Genomic DNA, 17,198 nt, shown 5'->3' on the forward strand with positions numbered 1-17,198 from the left:
CCTGGAGAGACATGTTTACTCAGTCCCTAAACGCAGCCATTCTGGCATCCGAGAGCGCCGGTATGTCGACCCAAACCCACGCGATCATCGTCGGTGGCTGCATCTTCTTGGGCTTCATGTTGCTGCTGTTGATCACCATGTCTTACACCAACGTCGGCAACCGCCACGAGATCAAGGCAGAGGCCGAAGACACGCACCGCACGCACACCAACAACCACGGCCATCACTAGTCGTCTGACGGCCGAAAGAACGGACCGCCCATTTCGCCTTGGTGTGATGGGCGGGACATTCGATCCAATTCACCACGGCCACTTGGTGGCGGCGAGCGAAGTTGCCTCGGTATTCGACCTCGATGAGGTTGTCTTTGTTCCCACCGGTGAACCGTGGCAGAAATCGGACCGTGACGTTGCCGAGGCCGAACATCGTTACCTGATGACGGTGATTGCCACAGCGGCTAACCCACGTTTCACCGTAAGCCGAGTAGATATCGATCGTCCGGGTCCCACCTATACGATCGATACACTGCGGGATTTGCGGGCGCAGCGTCCGGACGCCGAATTGTTCTTCATCACCGGAGCCGACGCGATGGCTCAGATTCTGGGTTGGAAGGACGCCGAGGAACTGTGGTCGCTGGCCCATTTCGTGGGAGTCACCAGGCCCGGTCACGAGTTGCCGGTGCTTGATCGCAGCGGTGTGTCGTTGATGGAAGTTCCCGCGATGTCGATCTCCTCGACGGATTGCCGGGAACGAGTACGCACCGGGCATCCGGTCTGGTATTTGGTGCCGGACGGCGTGGTGCAGTACATCGGCAAGTACAAGCTGTATAACAACAAGAACAACGCAGTAAACAACGGCCAGGGTTAACCGGGCCGGGAATGGACAAGATGAGCGACGAGACCGGGCCCGCGCTCAGCAGGCGTGCCCTGCGGGAGGCGCGACGTGCCGAGGCCGAAGCCCAGCTTGCCAAGGATGCAACGGCACTGGGCGATCAGCAAGACGCTGCCGTAAAACCCAAGGCCGCCACCGATTCCGTTTCCGCGCCCAAGAGCCAGCCGCCGGTACCTACCAAGCCCGCTGCTCCGGGAAAGCCGACAACGTCTGCAGCGGCTGCGCCCAAGGCTAAGGTCCCGGCGGCTACGCCGGTGCAAAAGCCAGCTGCGGCACCCAAAGCTGCGGCAAAACCCGTCGCAGCCAAACCTGCAGCCAAGGTAGAGCCGAAGCCTGTCGTAGCTAAGCCGGTTGCTGGCAAACCAGTTGTTCAGCCAGTTCCGAAGTCAGAGGCTGCCAAGCCGACGGCCGCGGTCGAACCCAAGCCTGCCGCCACGGCTGATCCAGATGCCCCTTCACGCAGCCGACGTGCTGCTGCCGGAGAGGTTGACGCACTCTCGACGCGCACCGAACGTTCCTCGTTGCAGCGTGCTCGTGATCGCGATGCGTTGCGTACGCGCCGTCGGCTTCAGGCCGAGGTATCGGAACTTTCGGTGAAAAACCCGGCTCCCGCTGAGGATCCGGCCCCGCTGACGCGTAAGCAGATGCGCCTGCAGACCTTGGGAGCCGCCAAAGACGCAGCCAAGCCGGCAAATTCCGAGCCCGAACCGCGTGCTGCCCAGATTCCGGCTCAACAAGCCAAGAATGCTGCACCGTCACCCGAGGCAAAGCCTGCCGTTGACCCGGCGGCATCGGCCACCGACGCCGCCGCCGCACGGCTCAGCGTTGAAGAGGCACTGGCCCTGCGTCGACGTTCAGGCGGCGCGGTTGGTATTGAGCCGTTGCTCTTGGCCCCCGAAGAAGATCTCGCGGAGGTCGATCTTGAGGTCCTGGCCCAGCAGCGTGAACTAGCTGCTCGAGCCGCGATCATTTCTCGTCGTGCCGCCGAACGCCTGCGCCTTGAGGAAGAAAACACTCAGCGTGCCGGCTCTCGTCGTTCGGATCCCTTCACCGGGGCCATGAACCACCTGCGTGATGAAGAGATCGAGAAGAAACTGGTTAATACCGGTGTTTCTGGTCCCCTCACGCGAGGTTACAACCTGGCGATGACCGACCAGGGAACCATCGTTGATTCCCTGAAGAACCCCGCGGCCCCTGCCGCAAAGACTCCGGCATCGGCGCCCGCAACGCCGAAGCCGATGACCCCGGCTGCGAAAGCCCCGGCGGTCACACCTGCGCACAAGCCGAAGGCTGCTACTCCGGCCCCGGCACCGGCTCGTGACTCCACGTCACCAGCCGCTTCACCAGCTGCCGCAGCAGCACCGGCGCGGAAGGGTGCGGAGAAGTCCGCTACCGCCGCTCCGAAGGCGGTGGCAGTTCCCGATCCTGGGGATGCCATGGCCGAGAATGTTGTCACTGCACCTGCCGGACCGCCTGTGCGTGCCGTGCGTGCTCAGGGGCTCGAACCCCTGGACGTGCAGACCGCGGGTATGCGCCGTGCCAACAACATGTATTTGATGGTCATCGCGGCTTTGTCCGTTGGAGGTGCGGCGCTTGTCGCCGGCCTCATTATGTTCCTGAACTCCATCTAGCGTCCACGTGCGACGCCCCCAATTACTCAAGGAGAACCCCTATGAGCGCCCATGAACATTCCCTCAACATGATCAAGACTGCCGCCCTCGCCGCGGCAGAAAAGCAGGCAGAAAACCTGGTTGCACTTGACGTTTCCGAACGCCTTGGTGTCACCGACGCTTTCCTGATCGCCTCGGCTGCTTCCGAGCGCCAGGTCAACTCCATCGTCGATGAGATCGAAGATGAAATTGATGCCAAGTTCGACGTGCGCCCGGTACGTCGCGAAGGCCGCGGCCAGGGCCGCTGGGTTCTGCTGGACTACTCGGATGTTGTCATCCACGTTCAGCACAACGAAGACCGTGTCTTCTACGCTCTTGAGCGCCTCTGGGGCGACTGCCCGGTCATCGAATTGCCGACCACCGGCGAGCCCGCCACCGATATGTCTCACATCGAAACGCTTCCAGACGTCCTGTAAGACCCTTCGATTTGCACCACACGATTTGTGTGGCCTATGATGGTTGAGTTGCCCGAAAGGGCGGCTCTCATTTGGGGGTATGGCGCAGTTGGTAGCGCGTCTGCATGGCATGCAGAAGGTCAGGGGTTCGAATCCCCTTACCTCCACCAAAATCAAAAAATAGCAAAGGTCTCCGACTCAGGTCGGGGGCCTTTGCTGTTTCCTCAGGGGGGCGCAATTGGGGCCGATAAGGGCTCTTGCTTAGTCCCATGAATCGCCGATAGGCCCTCTAAGAACGTGAAGCGGGCGTAGCTGGATACCAACGCGCCGAGATAGTCGGTTTGCGGATATGTAGTTGCTTTCGAAATCTCGCGACTGGCATCGCTCTTGCCGATACATTTCCACAATGTTCGAACCTTGTATGGAATGATACAAGCTTCAAACCTTGTGCAAGCTAGTACAAGTCTGTAGCCTTGTATCATGATTGTCATCACCATTGATCAACGCAAGTCTCGCTCGGGGCCGGACAAGGTTGAATCCTTACTGAGCCGGCTGGCTAGCGACTACGAAGCGACGAGAGGCTTTGAAAGAACCGCGGGTGATGAGATTCAAGGGGTATTCGAGGACGGAACCGTCGCCGTCATATTGGCCCTTGACGTTGCGCATACCGGGGAATGGAGTGTGGGAATCGGAGTCGGTTCCGTGCAAACTCCGATGCCTCGGGAAACCCGTGCAGGGAGGGGCCCAGCCTTCGAATATGCCCGCGATGCGGTCGAACGGGCAAAAAATACCAGTGCCTCCTTGGCGCTGTCTGGCCCCGGAGACGAAGCCGAACGGCTCGAGGCCGAATTGCAAATTCTCGCGTTGGTCAATGCGCGGCGGACCGATTCGTCGGCCGAAGCTGGCATATTGGTATCCAAGGGGCTGACTCAGCGGCAAGTCGCCGCCAGCCTTGAGATCTCACAACAGGCCGTCTCGGCACGCCTAACCTCGGGCCTTTGGTACGAGGCCGCCAGGCTCGCGGACGTCGCGGGACGGGCATTGGACAGCTATTCGATGACGATGGACGAAGGGGAGCCTGCATGAACTGGATTGCCTGGGCACTGCTGATTCTTGTCATTCCACTAGGCGCCCCACGTTACTTTGCCGATTCCGGCCTACGCTGGCCACTCAAACAGTCGATTACCAGCTACCTGCTTGTGTCCGTGCTTGCGCTGGCCGGGATCGCCGCGGCTATCGGTAGCCACCTTCCCGCTGCGGCTTCGATCCCGCACGAACTGGTGATCGTGGCTAGTGTTGCCGCGGCAACACTAGGTGGAGGTCCCGTCACCGAGACGGTCTTCAGGCTTGCGGCATTCAAAGGCAACCTAGGGGCGCCCAATGCTTCCGAGGAAGAGGGGCCGAGTCCGCTGCGTGGAGGAATGTGGATCGGGTTGCTGGAACGTGCTGCTATAGCTTCGACGCTCTGGGCCTCATGGCCCGAGGGGCTAGCGGTGGTTCTTGCGGTCAAGGGGCTCGGCCGATTCTCCGAGCTGAAGCAACATGCAGCCGCCGAGCAATTCATCCTGGGGACGTTCGTCAGTGTCTTGTGGGCTTGCGCAGCTGTCGGCGTCGGCAGAGTCATCGGTTTCTAGCCCACCGGTTGGCAATCCGTGGCCGCAGCGCTTGGAATCTATATGAATCATGACTGGCATCTAGCGTTGTACTCTCGTTCCCACTTTTTACTGGCCAGGCTGCGCTCCTCAACTGGGTTGCCGATGCGGTACCTGCGCGGTCTTGTTCTAGACCCATCGGAATCCCGAACATGGGCCCCTATGGCGTTCCGGCGTCAGCGGTTAGATTCAACCCACTAGAATGAGGCTTATGAGTGACGTTCTGCCATCGTGCCCCCAGTGTTCAAGCCCCTATACATACGAAATGGGTGCCTTGCTGGTGTGCCCCGAGTGCGCCCATGAGTGGTCCGCTGAAGCGGATGTCGTGGAAGAGCCACAGGAAAAAGTCATCAAGGATTCGGTTGGTAAGGTCCTGAGCGACGGCGACACCGTCACTATCGTGAAAGACCTGAAGGTCAAGGGACAAGCCCAGTCCATCAAGGTCGGCACCAAGGTACGCAATATCCGCCTGGTCAACGGCACCGACGGTCACGATATCGACTGCAAGGTCGATGGGTTTGGTCCCATGCAGCTGAAGTCGTCGGTCGTCAAAAAGGTCTAACAAACCACCCTCCTCATTAGCTATGCGCCGCCCTTCCCTAACACGGAGAGGTGGCGCTTTCTTTCTGCCTTGAGACCTTCGACGGAGTTGACCGCCACCCCAGCTCTCTAAAGAGTGTGGCGGTGGTCGAAGAGATCAAGCGCCGTGTTTCTACGATGGGGACGGGGAACTCAGGACGATTCCCTCTAAATTGAAGCTCCTGCCCATCAGTGCACGCGTAGTCTGATGAGAGGGGGGCTCCGAAGCTGGACACAAGGAGCCGTCATGGAAAATCAAACGATCGACTTTCCAACGATCATCGTGGGAGCTGGCCAATGCGGATTGGCGATGGCTCACGAATTGGTGCAGCGAGGCGAAGATTTTCTCGTGCTTGAGGCGGGCCCGACTCCTGGGAACTCGTGGCGCTCGCGTTGGGATTCTTTGGAACTGTTCACTCCCGCGGCTCATGATGCGTTACCGGGCAGCAAGTTCCCGGATAAACGTGTTTCCTACCCGACCGCAGGGGCGGTGGCGGATTATCTGGAAACCTACGCGAAGGCTAAGGGCGTCCCCGTTCGGACCTCAACAACCGTCACCGATGTGCGGGCTAGCGCCGACGGAGGTTTCTTGGTTCGGACAGCAGATACAACGTTCACAGCCCGTCGGGTAGTTATTGCGACGGGCGTTCACCAGCGTCCCAAAATTCCAGCGATAGCAGCGCAAATCTCCGCCGAGACGAGGCAGCTGCATTCGAGCGAGTATCGAAATCCTGCCATGGTTGCCGATGGTCCGGTTGCCGTGGTCGGTTTCGGAACATCTGGGGCCCAAATTGCCTGTGAATTGGTTGTCAGTCACCCGGTGGCCCTCTATGGAAATCCCACGCCTCATGTACCAGAAGCTCTCATCCGCTTTGCGCCAGCGCTCTATTGGCTGCTGGTCCATAGGTTGTTGACTCGCTCGACGCCCATGGGTCGGAAAGTCGCTAAGGGATTCTTCACCCGAGGTGCGCCGCTCATCCGAGTTTCGGTCAAAGACGTTCAAGCGGCCGGAGTACAGACGGCTGGGCGAGTGGAATCAATACACGGTGGGAAGCTGATGACGAAGGATGGCACCCCCATGGAGGCATCCACCATCATTTGGGCTACTGGGTATCGCCCAGACTATTCATGGATTGATGGACTGCAGCTTGATGAGCTCGGCTATCCACTGCATCGCCGGGGGATCAGCACGCAGATTCCTGGGCTCGGATTCCTCGGGATTCCTTTTCTCTACGGGTTAACGTCCGGAATTATCGGGGGAGTAGGTCGAGATTCCCGCTACCTGGCACGTCATTTGCATCCGTACAAGGAAGCTGGGCACGCTGCGGACCCACCGTTTGGTCTCAACACGAGTGCAAGGGATCACGAGTAGGCAGCGGCCCCGACATGCTAAGTTGGCCGTGGCGCGCGGTCTTTCGAAGGCGATTGGCTCGCGCCTTCGAAGTTCCTATTCGTGAAAGATTCTTACCCCGCCATGACACTTCCGTTGAACGCTTCCAGCCCGGCCGCCACGCACGCCAACTCCACAGAGGATTTTGCGCGAAACCTTGCTTCCATCAAGACACGCATCGATGTTGCCGCCCGAAAGGCCGGGCGTGACCCCGCTTCGATTCGGCTGTTGCCGGTCAGCAAGACAGTGCCGGAAGATCGCCTCCGCTTGGCGATCGCAGCGGGGATGGATTTCCTCGGAGAAAATAAAGTCCAAGAGGTTGCCCGTAAGGCAGAACTTCTTGCCGACATTCCTGGTCTGAAGTTCTCGGTTATCGGAAGCCTGCAAACCAACAAGGCAAAGTACGTGGCGAAATTTGCCGACGAATTTCAGGCTCTTGAAAACGTTCGCCAAGCAGCGGCGCTACAGAACCGTCTTGAGATCGAAGATCGCCAGCTAGATGTCTTCGTTCAGGTCAATACGTCCGATGAGGATAGCAAGTCGGGGCTCGCGCCGGCCGACGTGCAGGCATTTGTCGAAGAGCTCCCGCAATTCGACCGACTCCACATTAAGGGCCTGATGACCTTGGCACTGTTCAGCGATGACAAGGATGCGGTGCGCGCATGCTTCGTGCGCCTTCGGGAGCTGCGCGACATGCTGCGCGACAGTGCTCCGGCGGGAATGCATATCGAGGAGCTCTCCATGGGGATGAGCGGTGACTTCGAGCTTGCCATCGAGGAAGGCTCGACGGTGGTTCGCGTGGGCCAAGGCATTTTCGGTGCCCGCGAACTTCCGACCGTCAATAATTGACCCGGAGGCACCTCGGATAACACCGAGGGGCAATGGTCTTGCGGCCAAACGCACTATCAGTGACTCGCGGCTTCACATCGAGGGGACAAACGACGTGGACACCGGGCTTCGCCTACCGGTCTGGCCGAAGCTGTATCCGTGCCGGGAACAACTCTCGTCCCAAGGTAGATCTGTCAAATGACCGCATTGCGCCATTTGCCATGACCTTGTGCGGGAAAGTGCGGATCCGGAACTGTCCTACCCCACCAGTAGTGTTTCCCTAGGGGTTGCCGAACCACATCTAGTGGTTCGCGCCAATTCCATCGACACGCCGTGCTGAACGACACGCCAGATCTTTAAACGCCGCCCGAACACTCCACAGGTTGTGGATAGATTTTCGAATTTACCGGATTCGCGGGGTTTAAAGAGGGACTGTTATCCACAAGGGGTGTGGACGAGTGGGAAGTTAAACCACAAGGGTGTAATACATCATGTTGGGGTCTACCTCCCCATTGCCTACTAGATGTAGTATTGAATCAGCTGGTGAGACCTAGTGCTCCAACTCCCTCAATGGGGAAATAAGTACGATCTCCACCTCTTTTAGGCATCATGGCTAACGAGAAAAATCAGTTCATGTGCTTTCCCCAGATTCGGGGGCGGGCATAGGGAGCCAGCACCAACACATACAAAGTTTTTGCACGAGGGGATCAACGGAAATGACCGTCACGGTTTACACGAAGCCAGCATGCGTTCAGTGCAACGCGACCTACCGAGCTCTTGATAAAAAGGGCATCGTCTACCAAAGCGTAGACATCTCACAGGATCCGGCTGCTTTGGAGCGTGTGCGCGCCCTGGGATACATGCAGGCACCTGTTGTTATCACCGACGCCGATCACTGGTCGGGGTTCCGCCCAGACAAGATTGAAGAACTGGCCCTGACTCAGAGCGCATCCGTCGCCTAACCAGCCACCAGCAGCCTTCACGATTCTAGTAATTTCGAGGCGATCACAATGCCCACTTCAGCGTTGGCACGATCACGGGTGCATGACAACGCCATTGCGGCCGAAGTGCACACCAAGAATAATTTGATCTACTTCTCTTCGGCTTCCGGGTATACCCACCGCTTTGCAGAGAAGCTGGATCTGGAATGCGCGCGCATTCCGTTGAAGAGCCATGAACCTCATCTCGTGGCCGACGAACCATTTGTGCTATTGCTTCCGACCTATGGAGGCGAAAAAGGCGAACGTTCCATCCCGCCACAGGTCGTCAAGTTTCTCAATGACGCGCGCAACCGGCATCTGATAGCAGGCGTTATCGGCGCCGGAAACACAAACTTTGGAACGGCATACTGCTTAGCAGCACGCAAGATCGCAGCTAAATGCAACGTTCCGCTTCTGTATAAATTTGAATTGATGGGCACACCAGAAGATGTGACCCGCGTTCACCAAGGATTGGAAGTCTTTTGGACACGAAAGTCGCAGAACCTGAAATGAAGCAAAACGCCAAAGAAATGCCGGCAGCTTTTCAGGGACTGGGTTACCACGAACTGAACGCCATGCTGAACCTGTACGGGGCAGATGGTCGTATCCAGTTCGAGGCCGACCGCGCCGCAGCCAACCAGTACTTCCTGGAGCACGTGAACAACAACACCGTGTTCTTCCATGACTTGGATGAGAAGCTCGAGTACCTGGTCAAGCATGAGTACTACGAGCGCGAGACGCTCGATCAGTACACCATGAACTTCATTCGCGATCTCTACCGCGGTGCCTACGCAAAGAAGTTCCGCTTTGAGACTTTCTTGGGCGCCTTCAAGTTCTACACCTCGTACACCTTGAAGACCTTTGACGGCAAGCGTTACCTCGAACGCTACGAAGACCGTGTCTGCATGGTGGCTTTGCACTTGGCTCGTGGCAACGAAGAGATGGCCGTCTCCCTGGTCGACGAGATCATTGAGGGCCGCTTCCAGCCGGCCACCCCCACATTCCTCAACGCTGGCAAGGCCCAGCGTGGCGAGCTCGTTTCCTGCTTCTTGCTTCGTATCGAAGACAACATGGAATCGATCTCCCGCGGCATCAACTCCTCGCTGCAGCTCTCCAAGCGCGGCGGCGGCGTCGCTCTTTCGCTGACCAACGTCCGCGAACACGGTGCTCCGATCAAGCAGATCGAGAACCAGTCCTCCGGCGTCATCCCCGTGATGAAGCTTCTCGAAGACAGCTTCTCCTACGCCAACCAGCTCGGCGCACGCCAGGGTGCCGGTGCCGTGTACCTGAACGCCCACCACCCGGACATCCTGCGCTTCTTGGACACCAAGCGTGAAAACGCTGACGAGAAGATCCGCATCAAGACCCTTTCCCTGGGTGTTGTCGTTCCGGATATCACCTTCGACTTGGCGCGCAAGAACGAGGACATGTACCTGTTCTCGCCGTACGACGTCCAGAAGGTCTACGGAGTTCCTTTCAGCGACATCTTCGTCTCGGAAAAGTACTACGAAATGGTCGACGATGCTCGCATCAAGAAGACCAAGATCAACGCGCGTGAATTCTTCCAGACCCTAGCAGAGATCCAGTTCGAATCCGGTTACCCGTACATCATGTTCGAGGACACCGTAAACCGAGCCAACCCCATCAAGGGCAAGATCTCGATGAGCAACTTGTGCTCGGAGATCCTCCAGGTGTCGACCGCTTCGGAATACAACGAGGACCTGAGCTACCAGACCGTGGGCAAGGACATCTCTTGCAACCTCGGCTCGATGAACATCGCCAAGGCGATGGACGGCAAGAACCTTGGTGCCTCGATCGAAACCGCCATCCGTGCGCTCTCGGCCGTCTCGGACATGTCGTACATCAACTCCGTTCCTTCGATTGCCCAGGGCAACGCGAAGACTCACGCCATCGGCTTGGGACAGATGAACCTCCACGGTTTCCTGGCTCGCGAGCGTATCCACTACGGTTCGGAAGAAGGGTTGGACTTCACCAACATCTACTTCTACACCGTCGTGTTCCACGCGCTGAGCGCCTCGAACAAGTTGGCCATCGAAACCGGAACGTCCTTCGACGGATTTGCGGATTCGAAGTACGCCTCGGGCGAGTACTTCGAGAAGTACACCGATCAGGAATGGGTTCCGGCCACCGAGCGTGTGCGTGAACTCTTCGCCGGCATCGACATCCCGACTCAGGACGACTGGCGTGCGCTGAAGGCTTCGGTCATGGAGCACGGCATCTACAACCAGAACCTGCAGGCAGTCCCGCCAACCGGCTCGATTTCCTACATCAACAACTCGACCTCCTCCATCCACCCGGTGGCTGCGAAGATCGAGATCCGCAAGGAAGGCAAGATCGGACGGGTTTACTACCCGGCCCCGTACCTGACCAATGACAACCTGGAGTTCTACCAGGATGCATATGAAATTGGTTACGAAAAGGTCATTGACACCTACGCGGTTGCCACCCAGCACGTGGACCAGGGCCTGTCCCTGACGCTGTTCTTCAAGGACACCGCCACCACGCGTGACATCAACAAGGCGCAGATCTACGCATGGCGCAAGGGCATCAAGACGCTCTACTACATCCGCCTGCGCCAGATGGCACTTGAGGGAACCGAAGTTGAAGGTTGCGTTTCCTGCGCACTCTAAGCGCTGCCGATTCACCACAGGTTGCAAGGTAGCGATACCCTAGCAACCGAGTACGTACGACGACGGGTGTGAACCCGTCGTCGTACGTACACCCGCTTTAACCAAAACTTGAGTAAGAAATAGAGGGACGGAAATGACTGAGAAGCTAAAACTTGCCGGCCATGTCGAAGCCATCAACTGGAACCGTATCCAGGACGACAAGGACGTCGAGGTTTGGAACCGCTTGGTCAATAACTTCTGGCTGCCGGAGAAGATTCCGCTGTCCAACGACGTCCAGTCGTGGAACACGCTCACCGAGGCCGAGAAGCTACTCACCATGCGCGTCTTCACCGGATTGACCCTGCTGGATACCCTGCAGGGCACCGTCGGCGCGGTCTCGCTGATTCCCGATGCGATCACCCCGCACGAAGAGGCCGTGTACACCAACATCGCCTTCATGGAGTCGGTGCACGCCAAGAGCTACTCATCGATCTTCTCGACCTTGGCCTCGACCAAGGACATCGACGAGGCCTTCCGCTGGTCCACGGAGAACGAGAATCTGCAGAAGAAGGCGCAGATCATCGAGAGCTACTACTACGGCGAAGATCCGCTGAAGCGCAAGATCGCCTCGACTCTGCTCGAGTCGTTCTTGTTCTACTCAGGCTTCTACCTGCCGATGTACTGGTCTTCCCGCGCCAAGCTGACAAACACCGCAGACCTGATCCGTTTGATCATCCGCGACGAAGCAGTTCACGGTTACTACATCGGCTACAAGTTCCAGAAGGGCCTTGAAAAGGTTTCCGAAGAGCGCCGTCAGGAGCTGAAGGATTACACCTTCGAGCTCATGTTTGAGCTCTACGAAAACGAAGTTCAGTACACGCATGACCTCTACGATGGAGTCGGCCTGGCCGAGGACGTCAAGAAGTTCTTGCACTACAACGCCAACAAGGCGCTGATGAACTTGGGCTACGAAGCCATGTTCCCGGCATCGGTCACCGATGTTAATCCGGCGATCCTTTCGGCCTTGAGCCCGAATGCCGATGAGAACCACGACTTCTTCTCTGGCTCCGGTTCCTCATACGTCATCGGCAAGGCAGTGAACACCGAAGATGAGGACTGGGACTTCTAGGTCCTGATCTAACCGCTTCAGCTCAAGGGCGCCAGCATCCCACCACGGGAAGCTGGCGCCCTTTGCTGTTGCCAGCTAGCTAGCTGGCTGAACCATGGCCATGACGATGGCAATATCTACGCGTCCACGTCCGCAGCGCTGGCGGCAGCATAATTTGGGGTGAGCGCGGAAAACGCGCACAGCCAGCCGGCTGAGCGATGAATGAAGGTTTCTGTCACCCATTCATCGGCGGTGAAAGGGACGCCGCGCCAGCTGCCCCTATTGGTGCCGTGGGCCAGGACCACCGCCACGTCACCATAGACACGTGCCTCAAGGACCTCAAAGGCCATTTCGGAGTGGCTCAGCTGTCCAGATTCGACCGCCGCCAAGAAATCGGCCCTTTTCCCAGGGCCTCCTTCCGGCGTGACCATAACCCAGTCCGGCTCTGCGAATGACCCGATCAGTGGGGCATCGTTGGCCACGATCGCTTCGGCCCACCGATCGAGAAGATCTTGGAATGATGCGAGGCTATCAGTTTCCATGTGATCAGTATGGGCTGGGCCCGGGGCCCGGGCAATGCCGTGTGCAGCGATTAGTCGGTGCTTGACTTCTTAGTGGGCCTGGCGCGCACATGCATTCGTTCTCCCTGCGGGCCAAAGAGGGTCAGGAATTCCACGGCTTGCTCATCGGCTCGTCCGAACCAATGCGGGGTGCGGGTATTAAACTCGGCCGCCTCGCCAGCGGGCAAAACGATGTCATGTTCGCCGAGGCACAGCCGTAACTTTCCCTTCAGCACATAGAGCCACTCGTAGCCTTCGTGGACTTGCAAGTCGGGAACCGAGCGACTGCTGCCGGCCGGAAGGACGTTCTTGAAGGCCTGTAGTCCTCCGCCTGAATCCTTGCTCAGCGGCAAGATCGTCATGCCGTGGCGTTCGATGGGCTTGATGTGGATGCGAGGGTCTCCCGTCTGTGGTGCTCCCACCAGATCATCGAGCGGAACCCCGTGGGCGCGGGCCAAGGGAAGTAGTTGCTCGAGGGTGGGGCGGCGTTGGCCCGATTCAAGACGCGAGAGCGTGCTCAGCGAGATCCCACTGAGTGCCGAGAGTTCCTGAAGCGTCAGGTTGTTTCCGGTACGCAGCGCCTTCAAGCGAGGGCCAACGCGGGAGAGAGTGTCATCGATGTCCTGATCCATATTCCCATTTTGCCACATTAGCAAAAATGTTTGCCATCTTTTGTGGGTTGGGCGCACGCTTAAAGAGCGCAAGCACGGGGCTTGGCAAGCGAAGCAATCGGAGAAAATCCCATGAACACGAACGAGAATTTTTATGATGTGGCCATCATTGGTGGGGGAGCGGCGGGACTGGCTGCGGCCCAAGCGCTGGGCCGTTCACGTCGCAGCGTCGTGGTGATTGATGCGGGCCAGCCACGCAACGCTGTGGCGAAGGGAGTCCACAACTTCTTGACGCGCGATGGGGTTCCCCCGCTCGAGTTACTCCGCCTGGGGCGCGAGGAACTAGCGCCCTACGGGACCGAGTTCCGCTTTACCCGAGCCACGAGTTACTCCCGGGGCGTAGAGAACTTCGAGGTTACCCTCGAAGAGGGTGCAGTGGTTACGGCGGGGCGCATTATTTTGGCCGCTGGCATCCGCGACACCCTGCCAGAGATTGACGGTCTGGAGGCCTTTTGGGGCAAAAATGTGCTCCATTGCCCCTACTGTCACGGCTGGGAAGTCCAGGACCAAAACATCGCCGTCCTTGATAGTGAGTTCGCGATCCACCAGGCCCTGATGTTTAGGCAGCTCAGCGACAGCATCACCCTCTATGTGGCTCCGGGTCGGGAGATCGAGGCGAGCGAGCTTGAAAAGCTGAAGGCCCGTGGCATCAAGATCGTAGAACGCGAGATCATTGCGGTCCGCGGTAGCGATAATCACCTGACCCACCTTGGTTTTGCCGATGGCACCGAGGACCAGGTGGACGCCCTGGTGATCATGCCGCGCTTCAGCGCAGAAATCCCCGGCCTCACCGAGCTGGGACTTCAAACGACGGATCACCCATCGGGGATTGGCACCTATGTGTCAACCGATGAGTTTGGCAAGACCGAGGTGCCGGGTCTCTGGGTAGCCGGCAGTTTGCGTGAGCCCATGGCACAAGTGGTCTTGGCCGCGGGGGATGGCCTGCGGGTCGGGGCGATGGTGAACGCGGATATCATCGAATCCGATATTCAGCGGGACCTCACCGCCCATCGGGCCGCTTTGCCGGTCAGCTAAGGTGTGGTGCTGACGCCAAGCCCGTGGCGACAGCACCACACTCTTAGAAGAGCTGGCGCCAGTTGGTGGCTGCCAGATCCAGCAGCTCGTCACCCTTCCCGGACATCACCGTACGGACGGCATAGAGCGCAAAGCCCTTGGCCTGTTCGGCGCTGATGGCTGGAGGCATCGAGAGCTCCTGCCGATCGGTCACCACATCGATGAGGGCAGGCCCATCGTGGGCCAGCGCCTGAGCCAAGGTGGACTTCAGATTTCTTGAGTCCTCCACCCGGAAGCCACGGATCCCCATGGCCGTGGCGACATCGGCGAAGTTCGGGTTGGCCAGATCGGTGGCGAAGGTGACGAACCCCGCTGCCTTCATCTCCAACTCCACGAAGTTCAGTGAGGAGTTGTTAAAGACCACGATCTTCACCGGCAGCTTGGATTGCACCAGTGTGAGTAAATCACCCATGAGCATGGCCAGGCCTCCATCACCGGAAAGCGTGATCACCTGGCGCTGCGGGTCCGAGGCCTGGACGCCGATGGCTTGCGGGATGGAATTGGCCATGGTGCCGTGATTGAAGGATCCGAGTAGCCGACGCTTGCCGTTCATTCTCAGGTAGCGGGCGGCCCAGACCACCGGGGAGCCCACGTCGGCCAGAAATACCGCGTCCTCCTGAGCCAGCTCGTCCAGCGTGCGCGCCAGATATTGTGGGTGAATTTTTGCCCCCTTGCGTGCGGGGGTGGCCAGTTCATCAAGCTTCTCGCGGGTCTTGCGGTAGTGCTTCTGCGCATCCTCGAGATGCGAGGTTCTTCCCTTGGGCTCCAGTAGCGGGGTCAATACCTCCAGGGTGTCAGCGACGGTGCCTACCAACCCGATGTCGATGGGTGTCCGCCGGCCCAGCTGCTCACCGCGGACATCAACCTGGATGATTTTGGCATCCTTGGGGTAAAACTGTTGGTACGGGAAATCCGTCCCCAGCAGCACGATGGTGTCCGCTGCGTCCATGGCCCGGTAGCCGGAGGCAAAACCGAGCAACCCGGTCATCCCGACGTCGTAGGGATTGTTGTATTCGATGTGTTCCTTGCCGCGCAGGGCGTGCACAATCGGTGCGCCGAGGCGCTGCGCGAAGTTCACCACCTGGGTGTGTGCTCCCGCTACTCCGGCTCCGGCCAGGATGGTGACCCGCTGGGCGGAATTGAGCAGCGTGGCAGCCCGTGCCAGGTCCTCGGGGTGCGGCAGCACCGCCGAGCGGCTGGGCGTGATCACCGATACCGCGGTGCTCTTGGCCTCGGCCAGGGCTACGTCACCGGGCATGATCAGTACCGCAACTCCGCGGCGCTCAATGGCAGTGCGCATGGCAATTTCTAAGAGCCGCGGCATCTGCTCCGGGGATGAGACGGTCTCGCAGAACACGCTGGCCTCGCGGAAAAGTTCCGCCGGGTGCGTTTCTTGGAAGTAGTTGCTGCCAATTTCCGAGGTGGGGATGTGTGCGGCGATGGCCAGGACCGGTACACGGTTGCGGTTCGCATCGTAGAGTCCGTTGATCAGGTGCAGGTTTCCGGGCCCACAGCTGCCCGCGCAGACAGTGAGGTTCCCGGTCATTTCCGCCTCGGCGCCGGCGGCAAAGGCAGCCGTCTCCTCATGCCTGACGCCCAGCCAGGAGATGGACCCGTCCTTACGCATGGCGTCGGTGAGTCCGTTCAGGGAATCACCGGCCACACCGTAGATCCGCTTGACCCCGTTGGCCTTGAGCGTGGCAATCATGGTTTCGGCAATCGTGGTCATCGGTATCTCTTCCTAACGGTCCGGACGATTCTTCTTCACCCTACGTGCCCCGGCGCTGGCGCGGCTAGTGAGAAAGACCAGAGCGCTGGGTGTGTCGTGCAGCACTGCTGATGGTGGTGTGTCTTGCGTCGGCCACTAGGCTGGTTTCAGACATACCAGTGCGGCAATACCGCGCAAGAGCAACAAGGAACGGAAATCATGACGCACACCTCGACCGGGCAGAATCTAGACGAACTCGCGGTGGGCGATTTCTACTACGAAGCAACGGGAGAGCAGACCTACCGTTCTACCGTGCATGCGCAGGGTGCGTGGAACGCCCATGAACAACATATGGCCCCGGCCACCGGCATTCTGGTGCACGCCCTGGAGAATTTCTCCCCGCGGCAGGATATGCGCATGGCGCGGGTGAGCCTGGATATTCTGGGGATCATCGCGGGCGGAGAATTTGAGGTGCAAACCCGGATGATCCGCCCGGGACGAACCATCGAACTCATCGAGGCGCAGATGATCTCCGGCGGGCGGACCTGCATCATCGCGAGGGCCTGGCGCCTGGCCACACTGGACAGCTCGGCAGTGGCTGCCATCGAGGATGCAGCGGTGATCCATCCCGAAGAGCTGGAAACCTTCGCCGGGATGTCGCCGTGGCCCGGGGGCTACATTCGGGGACTAGAGTTCCGCTCTGCCCTGGGGCATCGCCCGGGTAAGGGTGTGGTGTGGATGCGCAATGACTTCGAGATGGTCGCGGGCCTACCGACCTCGGACCTCACACGGTTGCTGGGGATGGTGGACACCGCCAATGGGGTCGCTCCGCGCGTGGCACCGGGTCCCGACTCATGGATGTTCCCCAATGTAGATCTGCAGATTCACCTGCACCGTGCTCCGGTAGGGAAATGGTTGGGTGTTGATGTGCGGCAGAGTTACGGCACCGACGGCATCGGGTTAACCAGCGCGGTGCTGCACGATGTGCATGGCCCATTTGGGCGCAGCGAACAAATCCTCACGGTGCGCCCCCTGCCGGCACTGAAGTAGCATTTGTGGCCACCG

At 59.1% G+C, this 17,198-nt stretch carries 18 protein-coding genes and 1 tRNA gene; 16 read left to right on the top strand and 3 right to left on the bottom strand.

Annotated elements, in window-relative coordinates; genetic code table 11:
- Positions 1-11 precede the first annotated feature (11 nt).
- The 14 genes from HED64_RS08530 (at position 12) to nrdF (ending at position 12,141) form a co-directional block, all read left to right on the top strand.
- The gene (locus HED64_RS08530) at positions 12-230 is read left to right on the top strand and encodes a hypothetical protein (RefSeq protein WP_168151615.1); all 219 of its coding nucleotides are present in this window, start codon (positions 12-14) and stop codon (positions 228-230) included.
- A gap of 4 nt (positions 231-234) precedes the next feature.
- Positions 235-864: a nicotinate-nucleotide adenylyltransferase gene (gene nadD, locus HED64_RS08535; protein ID WP_210149498.1), complete on the top strand. Its 630-nt coding sequence runs from the start codon at positions 235-237 to the stop codon at positions 862-864.
- 20 nt (positions 865-884) lie between these two features.
- Complete coding sequence (locus tag HED64_RS08540) at positions 885-2,519, top strand: hypothetical protein (RefSeq protein ID WP_168151617.1); 1,635 nt, start codon at positions 885-887, stop codon at positions 2,517-2,519.
- A 41-nt stretch (positions 2,520-2,560) separates the two neighbouring features.
- On the top strand, positions 2,561-2,974 hold the full coding sequence (gene rsfS, locus HED64_RS08545; protein WP_168151618.1) for a ribosome silencing factor: 414 nt from the start codon (positions 2,561-2,563) through the stop codon (positions 2,972-2,974).
- Positions 2,975-3,047: 73 nt separating this feature from the next.
- A tRNA-Ala gene (locus tag HED64_RS08550) sits at positions 3,048-3,123 on the top strand.
- 310 nt (positions 3,124-3,433) lie between these two features.
- Complete coding sequence (locus tag HED64_RS08555) at positions 3,434-4,039, top strand: hypothetical protein (protein ID WP_168151619.1); 606 nt, start codon at positions 3,434-3,436, stop codon at positions 4,037-4,039.
- Positions 4,036-4,587 carry a hypothetical protein gene (locus tag HED64_RS08560; RefSeq protein ID WP_168151620.1) on the top strand — a complete coding sequence of 184 codons (552 nt, stop codon included), beginning with the start codon at positions 4,036-4,038 and terminating at the stop codon, positions 4,585-4,587. The genes HED64_RS08555 and HED64_RS08560 overlap by 4 nt, the downstream gene beginning before the upstream one ends.
- 229 nt (positions 4,588-4,816) lie before the next feature.
- Positions 4,817-5,167 carry a zinc ribbon domain-containing protein YjdM gene (locus tag HED64_RS08565; protein ID WP_168151621.1) on the top strand — a complete coding sequence of 117 codons (351 nt, stop codon included), beginning with the start codon at positions 4,817-4,819 and terminating at the stop codon, positions 5,165-5,167.
- A gap of 264 nt (positions 5,168-5,431) precedes the next feature.
- Entirely contained in the window at positions 5,432-6,556 is a 1,125-nt protein-coding gene (locus tag HED64_RS08570; protein WP_168151622.1) for a flavin-containing monooxygenase, read from the top strand.
- Positions 6,557-6,658: 102 nt separating this feature from the next.
- Positions 6,659-7,423 (top strand): YggS family pyridoxal phosphate-dependent enzyme, encoded by a 765-nt coding sequence (locus HED64_RS08575; RefSeq protein WP_168151623.1) that lies wholly within the window; start codon positions 6,659-6,661, stop codon positions 7,421-7,423.
- A 695-nt stretch (positions 7,424-8,118) separates the two neighbouring features.
- Positions 8,119-8,364 carry a glutaredoxin-like protein NrdH gene (nrdH, locus tag HED64_RS08580; protein ID WP_168151624.1) on the top strand — a complete coding sequence of 82 codons (246 nt, stop codon included), beginning with the start codon at positions 8,119-8,121 and terminating at the stop codon, positions 8,362-8,364.
- Between the two features lie 48 nt (positions 8,365-8,412).
- Positions 8,413-8,895, top strand: coding sequence for a class Ib ribonucleoside-diphosphate reductase assembly flavoprotein NrdI (gene nrdI / locus HED64_RS08585; RefSeq protein ID WP_132363538.1), 483 nt, complete (start codon positions 8,413-8,415; stop codon positions 8,893-8,895).
- A 17-nt stretch (positions 8,896-8,912) separates the two neighbouring features.
- Positions 8,913-11,033: a class 1b ribonucleoside-diphosphate reductase subunit alpha gene (gene nrdE / locus HED64_RS08590; protein ID WP_132363978.1), complete on the top strand. Its 2,121-nt coding sequence runs from the start codon at positions 8,913-8,915 to the stop codon at positions 11,031-11,033.
- Between the two features lie 133 nt (positions 11,034-11,166).
- Entirely contained in the window at positions 11,167-12,141 is a 975-nt protein-coding gene (gene nrdF, locus HED64_RS08595) for a class 1b ribonucleoside-diphosphate reductase subunit beta (RefSeq protein ID WP_132363540.1), read from the top strand.
- Between the two features lie 116 nt (positions 12,142-12,257).
- Here nrdF and HED64_RS08600 read toward each other — a convergent pair whose 3' ends face one another.
- Positions 12,258-12,662 carry a nuclear transport factor 2 family protein gene (locus HED64_RS08600; RefSeq protein WP_168151625.1) on the bottom strand — a complete coding sequence of 135 codons (405 nt, stop codon included), beginning with the start codon at positions 12,660-12,662 and terminating at the stop codon, positions 12,258-12,260.
- Positions 12,663-12,712: 50 nt separating this feature from the next.
- A complete protein-coding gene (locus tag HED64_RS08605; protein WP_168151626.1) occupies positions 12,713-13,312 on the bottom strand; it encodes a helix-turn-helix domain-containing protein in 600 nt (199 codons plus the stop codon).
- A 111-nt stretch (positions 13,313-13,423) separates the two neighbouring features.
- Between HED64_RS08605 and HED64_RS08610 the strand changes: the two genes are divergently transcribed.
- The gene (locus HED64_RS08610; RefSeq protein ID WP_168151627.1) at positions 13,424-14,386 is read left to right on the top strand and encodes an NAD(P)/FAD-dependent oxidoreductase; all 963 of its coding nucleotides are present in this window, start codon (positions 13,424-13,426) and stop codon (positions 14,384-14,386) included.
- A 43-nt stretch (positions 14,387-14,429) separates the two neighbouring features.
- On the opposite strand, the gene poxB is transcribed toward HED64_RS08610, so the two are convergent.
- Complete coding sequence (gene poxB / locus HED64_RS08615; RefSeq protein WP_168151628.1) at positions 14,430-16,154, bottom strand: ubiquinone-dependent pyruvate dehydrogenase; 1,725 nt, start codon at positions 16,152-16,154, stop codon at positions 14,430-14,432.
- A gap of 198 nt (positions 16,155-16,352) precedes the next feature.
- On the opposite strand from poxB, the gene HED64_RS08620 reads away from it, so the two are divergent.
- Positions 16,353-17,183 (top strand): thioesterase family protein, encoded by an 831-nt coding sequence (locus tag HED64_RS08620; RefSeq protein ID WP_168151629.1) that lies wholly within the window; start codon positions 16,353-16,355, stop codon positions 17,181-17,183.
- Positions 17,184-17,198: the final 15 nt, after the last annotated feature.

This window comes from Paeniglutamicibacter terrestris, assembly GCF_012271785.1.
In the GTDB taxonomy this organism is placed as follows: domain Bacteria; phylum Actinomycetota; class Actinomycetes; order Actinomycetales; family Micrococcaceae; genus Paeniglutamicibacter; species Paeniglutamicibacter terrestris.

Excerpts from the sequence above, each read along its gene's own strand:
- nrdF (WP_132363540.1), top strand. The coding sequence starts at position 11,167 with ATGACTGAGAAGCTAAAACTTGCCGGCCATGTCGAAGCCATCAACTGG.
- HED64_RS08620 (WP_168151629.1), top strand. The coding sequence starts at position 16,353 with ATGACGCACACCTCGACCGGGCAGAATCTAGACGAACTCGCGGTGGGC.
- rsfS (WP_168151618.1), top strand. The coding sequence starts at position 2,561 with ATGAGCGCCCATGAACATTCCCTCAACATGATCAAGACTGCCGCCCTC.
- nrdE (WP_132363978.1), top strand. The coding sequence starts at position 8,913 with ATGCCGGCAGCTTTTCAGGGACTGGGTTACCACGAACTGAACGCCATG.
- poxB (WP_168151628.1), bottom strand. The coding sequence starts at position 16,154 with ATGACCACGATTGCCGAAACCATGATTGCCACGCTCAAGGCCAACGGG.
- nrdI (WP_132363538.1), top strand. The coding sequence starts at position 8,413 with ATGCCCACTTCAGCGTTGGCACGATCACGGGTGCATGACAACGCCATT.
- nrdH (WP_168151624.1), top strand. The coding sequence starts at position 8,119 with ATGACCGTCACGGTTTACACGAAGCCAGCATGCGTTCAGTGCAACGCG.
- HED64_RS08570 (WP_168151622.1), top strand. The coding sequence starts at position 5,432 with ATGGAAAATCAAACGATCGACTTTCCAACGATCATCGTGGGAGCTGGC.
- HED64_RS08600 (WP_168151625.1), bottom strand. The coding sequence starts at position 12,662 with ATGGAAACTGATAGCCTCGCATCATTCCAAGATCTTCTCGATCGGTGG.
- HED64_RS08555 (WP_168151619.1), top strand. The coding sequence starts at position 3,434 with ATGATTGTCATCACCATTGATCAACGCAAGTCTCGCTCGGGGCCGGAC.
- HED64_RS08540 (WP_168151617.1), top strand. The coding sequence starts at position 885 with ATGAGCGACGAGACCGGGCCCGCGCTCAGCAGGCGTGCCCTGCGGGAG.
- HED64_RS08530 (WP_168151615.1), top strand. The coding sequence starts at position 12 with ATGTTTACTCAGTCCCTAAACGCAGCCATTCTGGCATCCGAGAGCGCC.
- HED64_RS08610 (WP_168151627.1), top strand. The coding sequence starts at position 13,424 with ATGAACACGAACGAGAATTTTTATGATGTGGCCATCATTGGTGGGGGA.
- HED64_RS08605 (WP_168151626.1), bottom strand. The coding sequence starts at position 13,312 with ATGGATCAGGACATCGATGACACTCTCTCCCGCGTTGGCCCTCGCTTG.
- HED64_RS08575 (WP_168151623.1), top strand. The coding sequence starts at position 6,659 with ATGACACTTCCGTTGAACGCTTCCAGCCCGGCCGCCACGCACGCCAAC.
- HED64_RS08565 (WP_168151621.1), top strand. The coding sequence starts at position 4,817 with ATGAGTGACGTTCTGCCATCGTGCCCCCAGTGTTCAAGCCCCTATACA.
- HED64_RS08560 (WP_168151620.1), top strand. The coding sequence starts at position 4,036 with ATGAACTGGATTGCCTGGGCACTGCTGATTCTTGTCATTCCACTAGGC.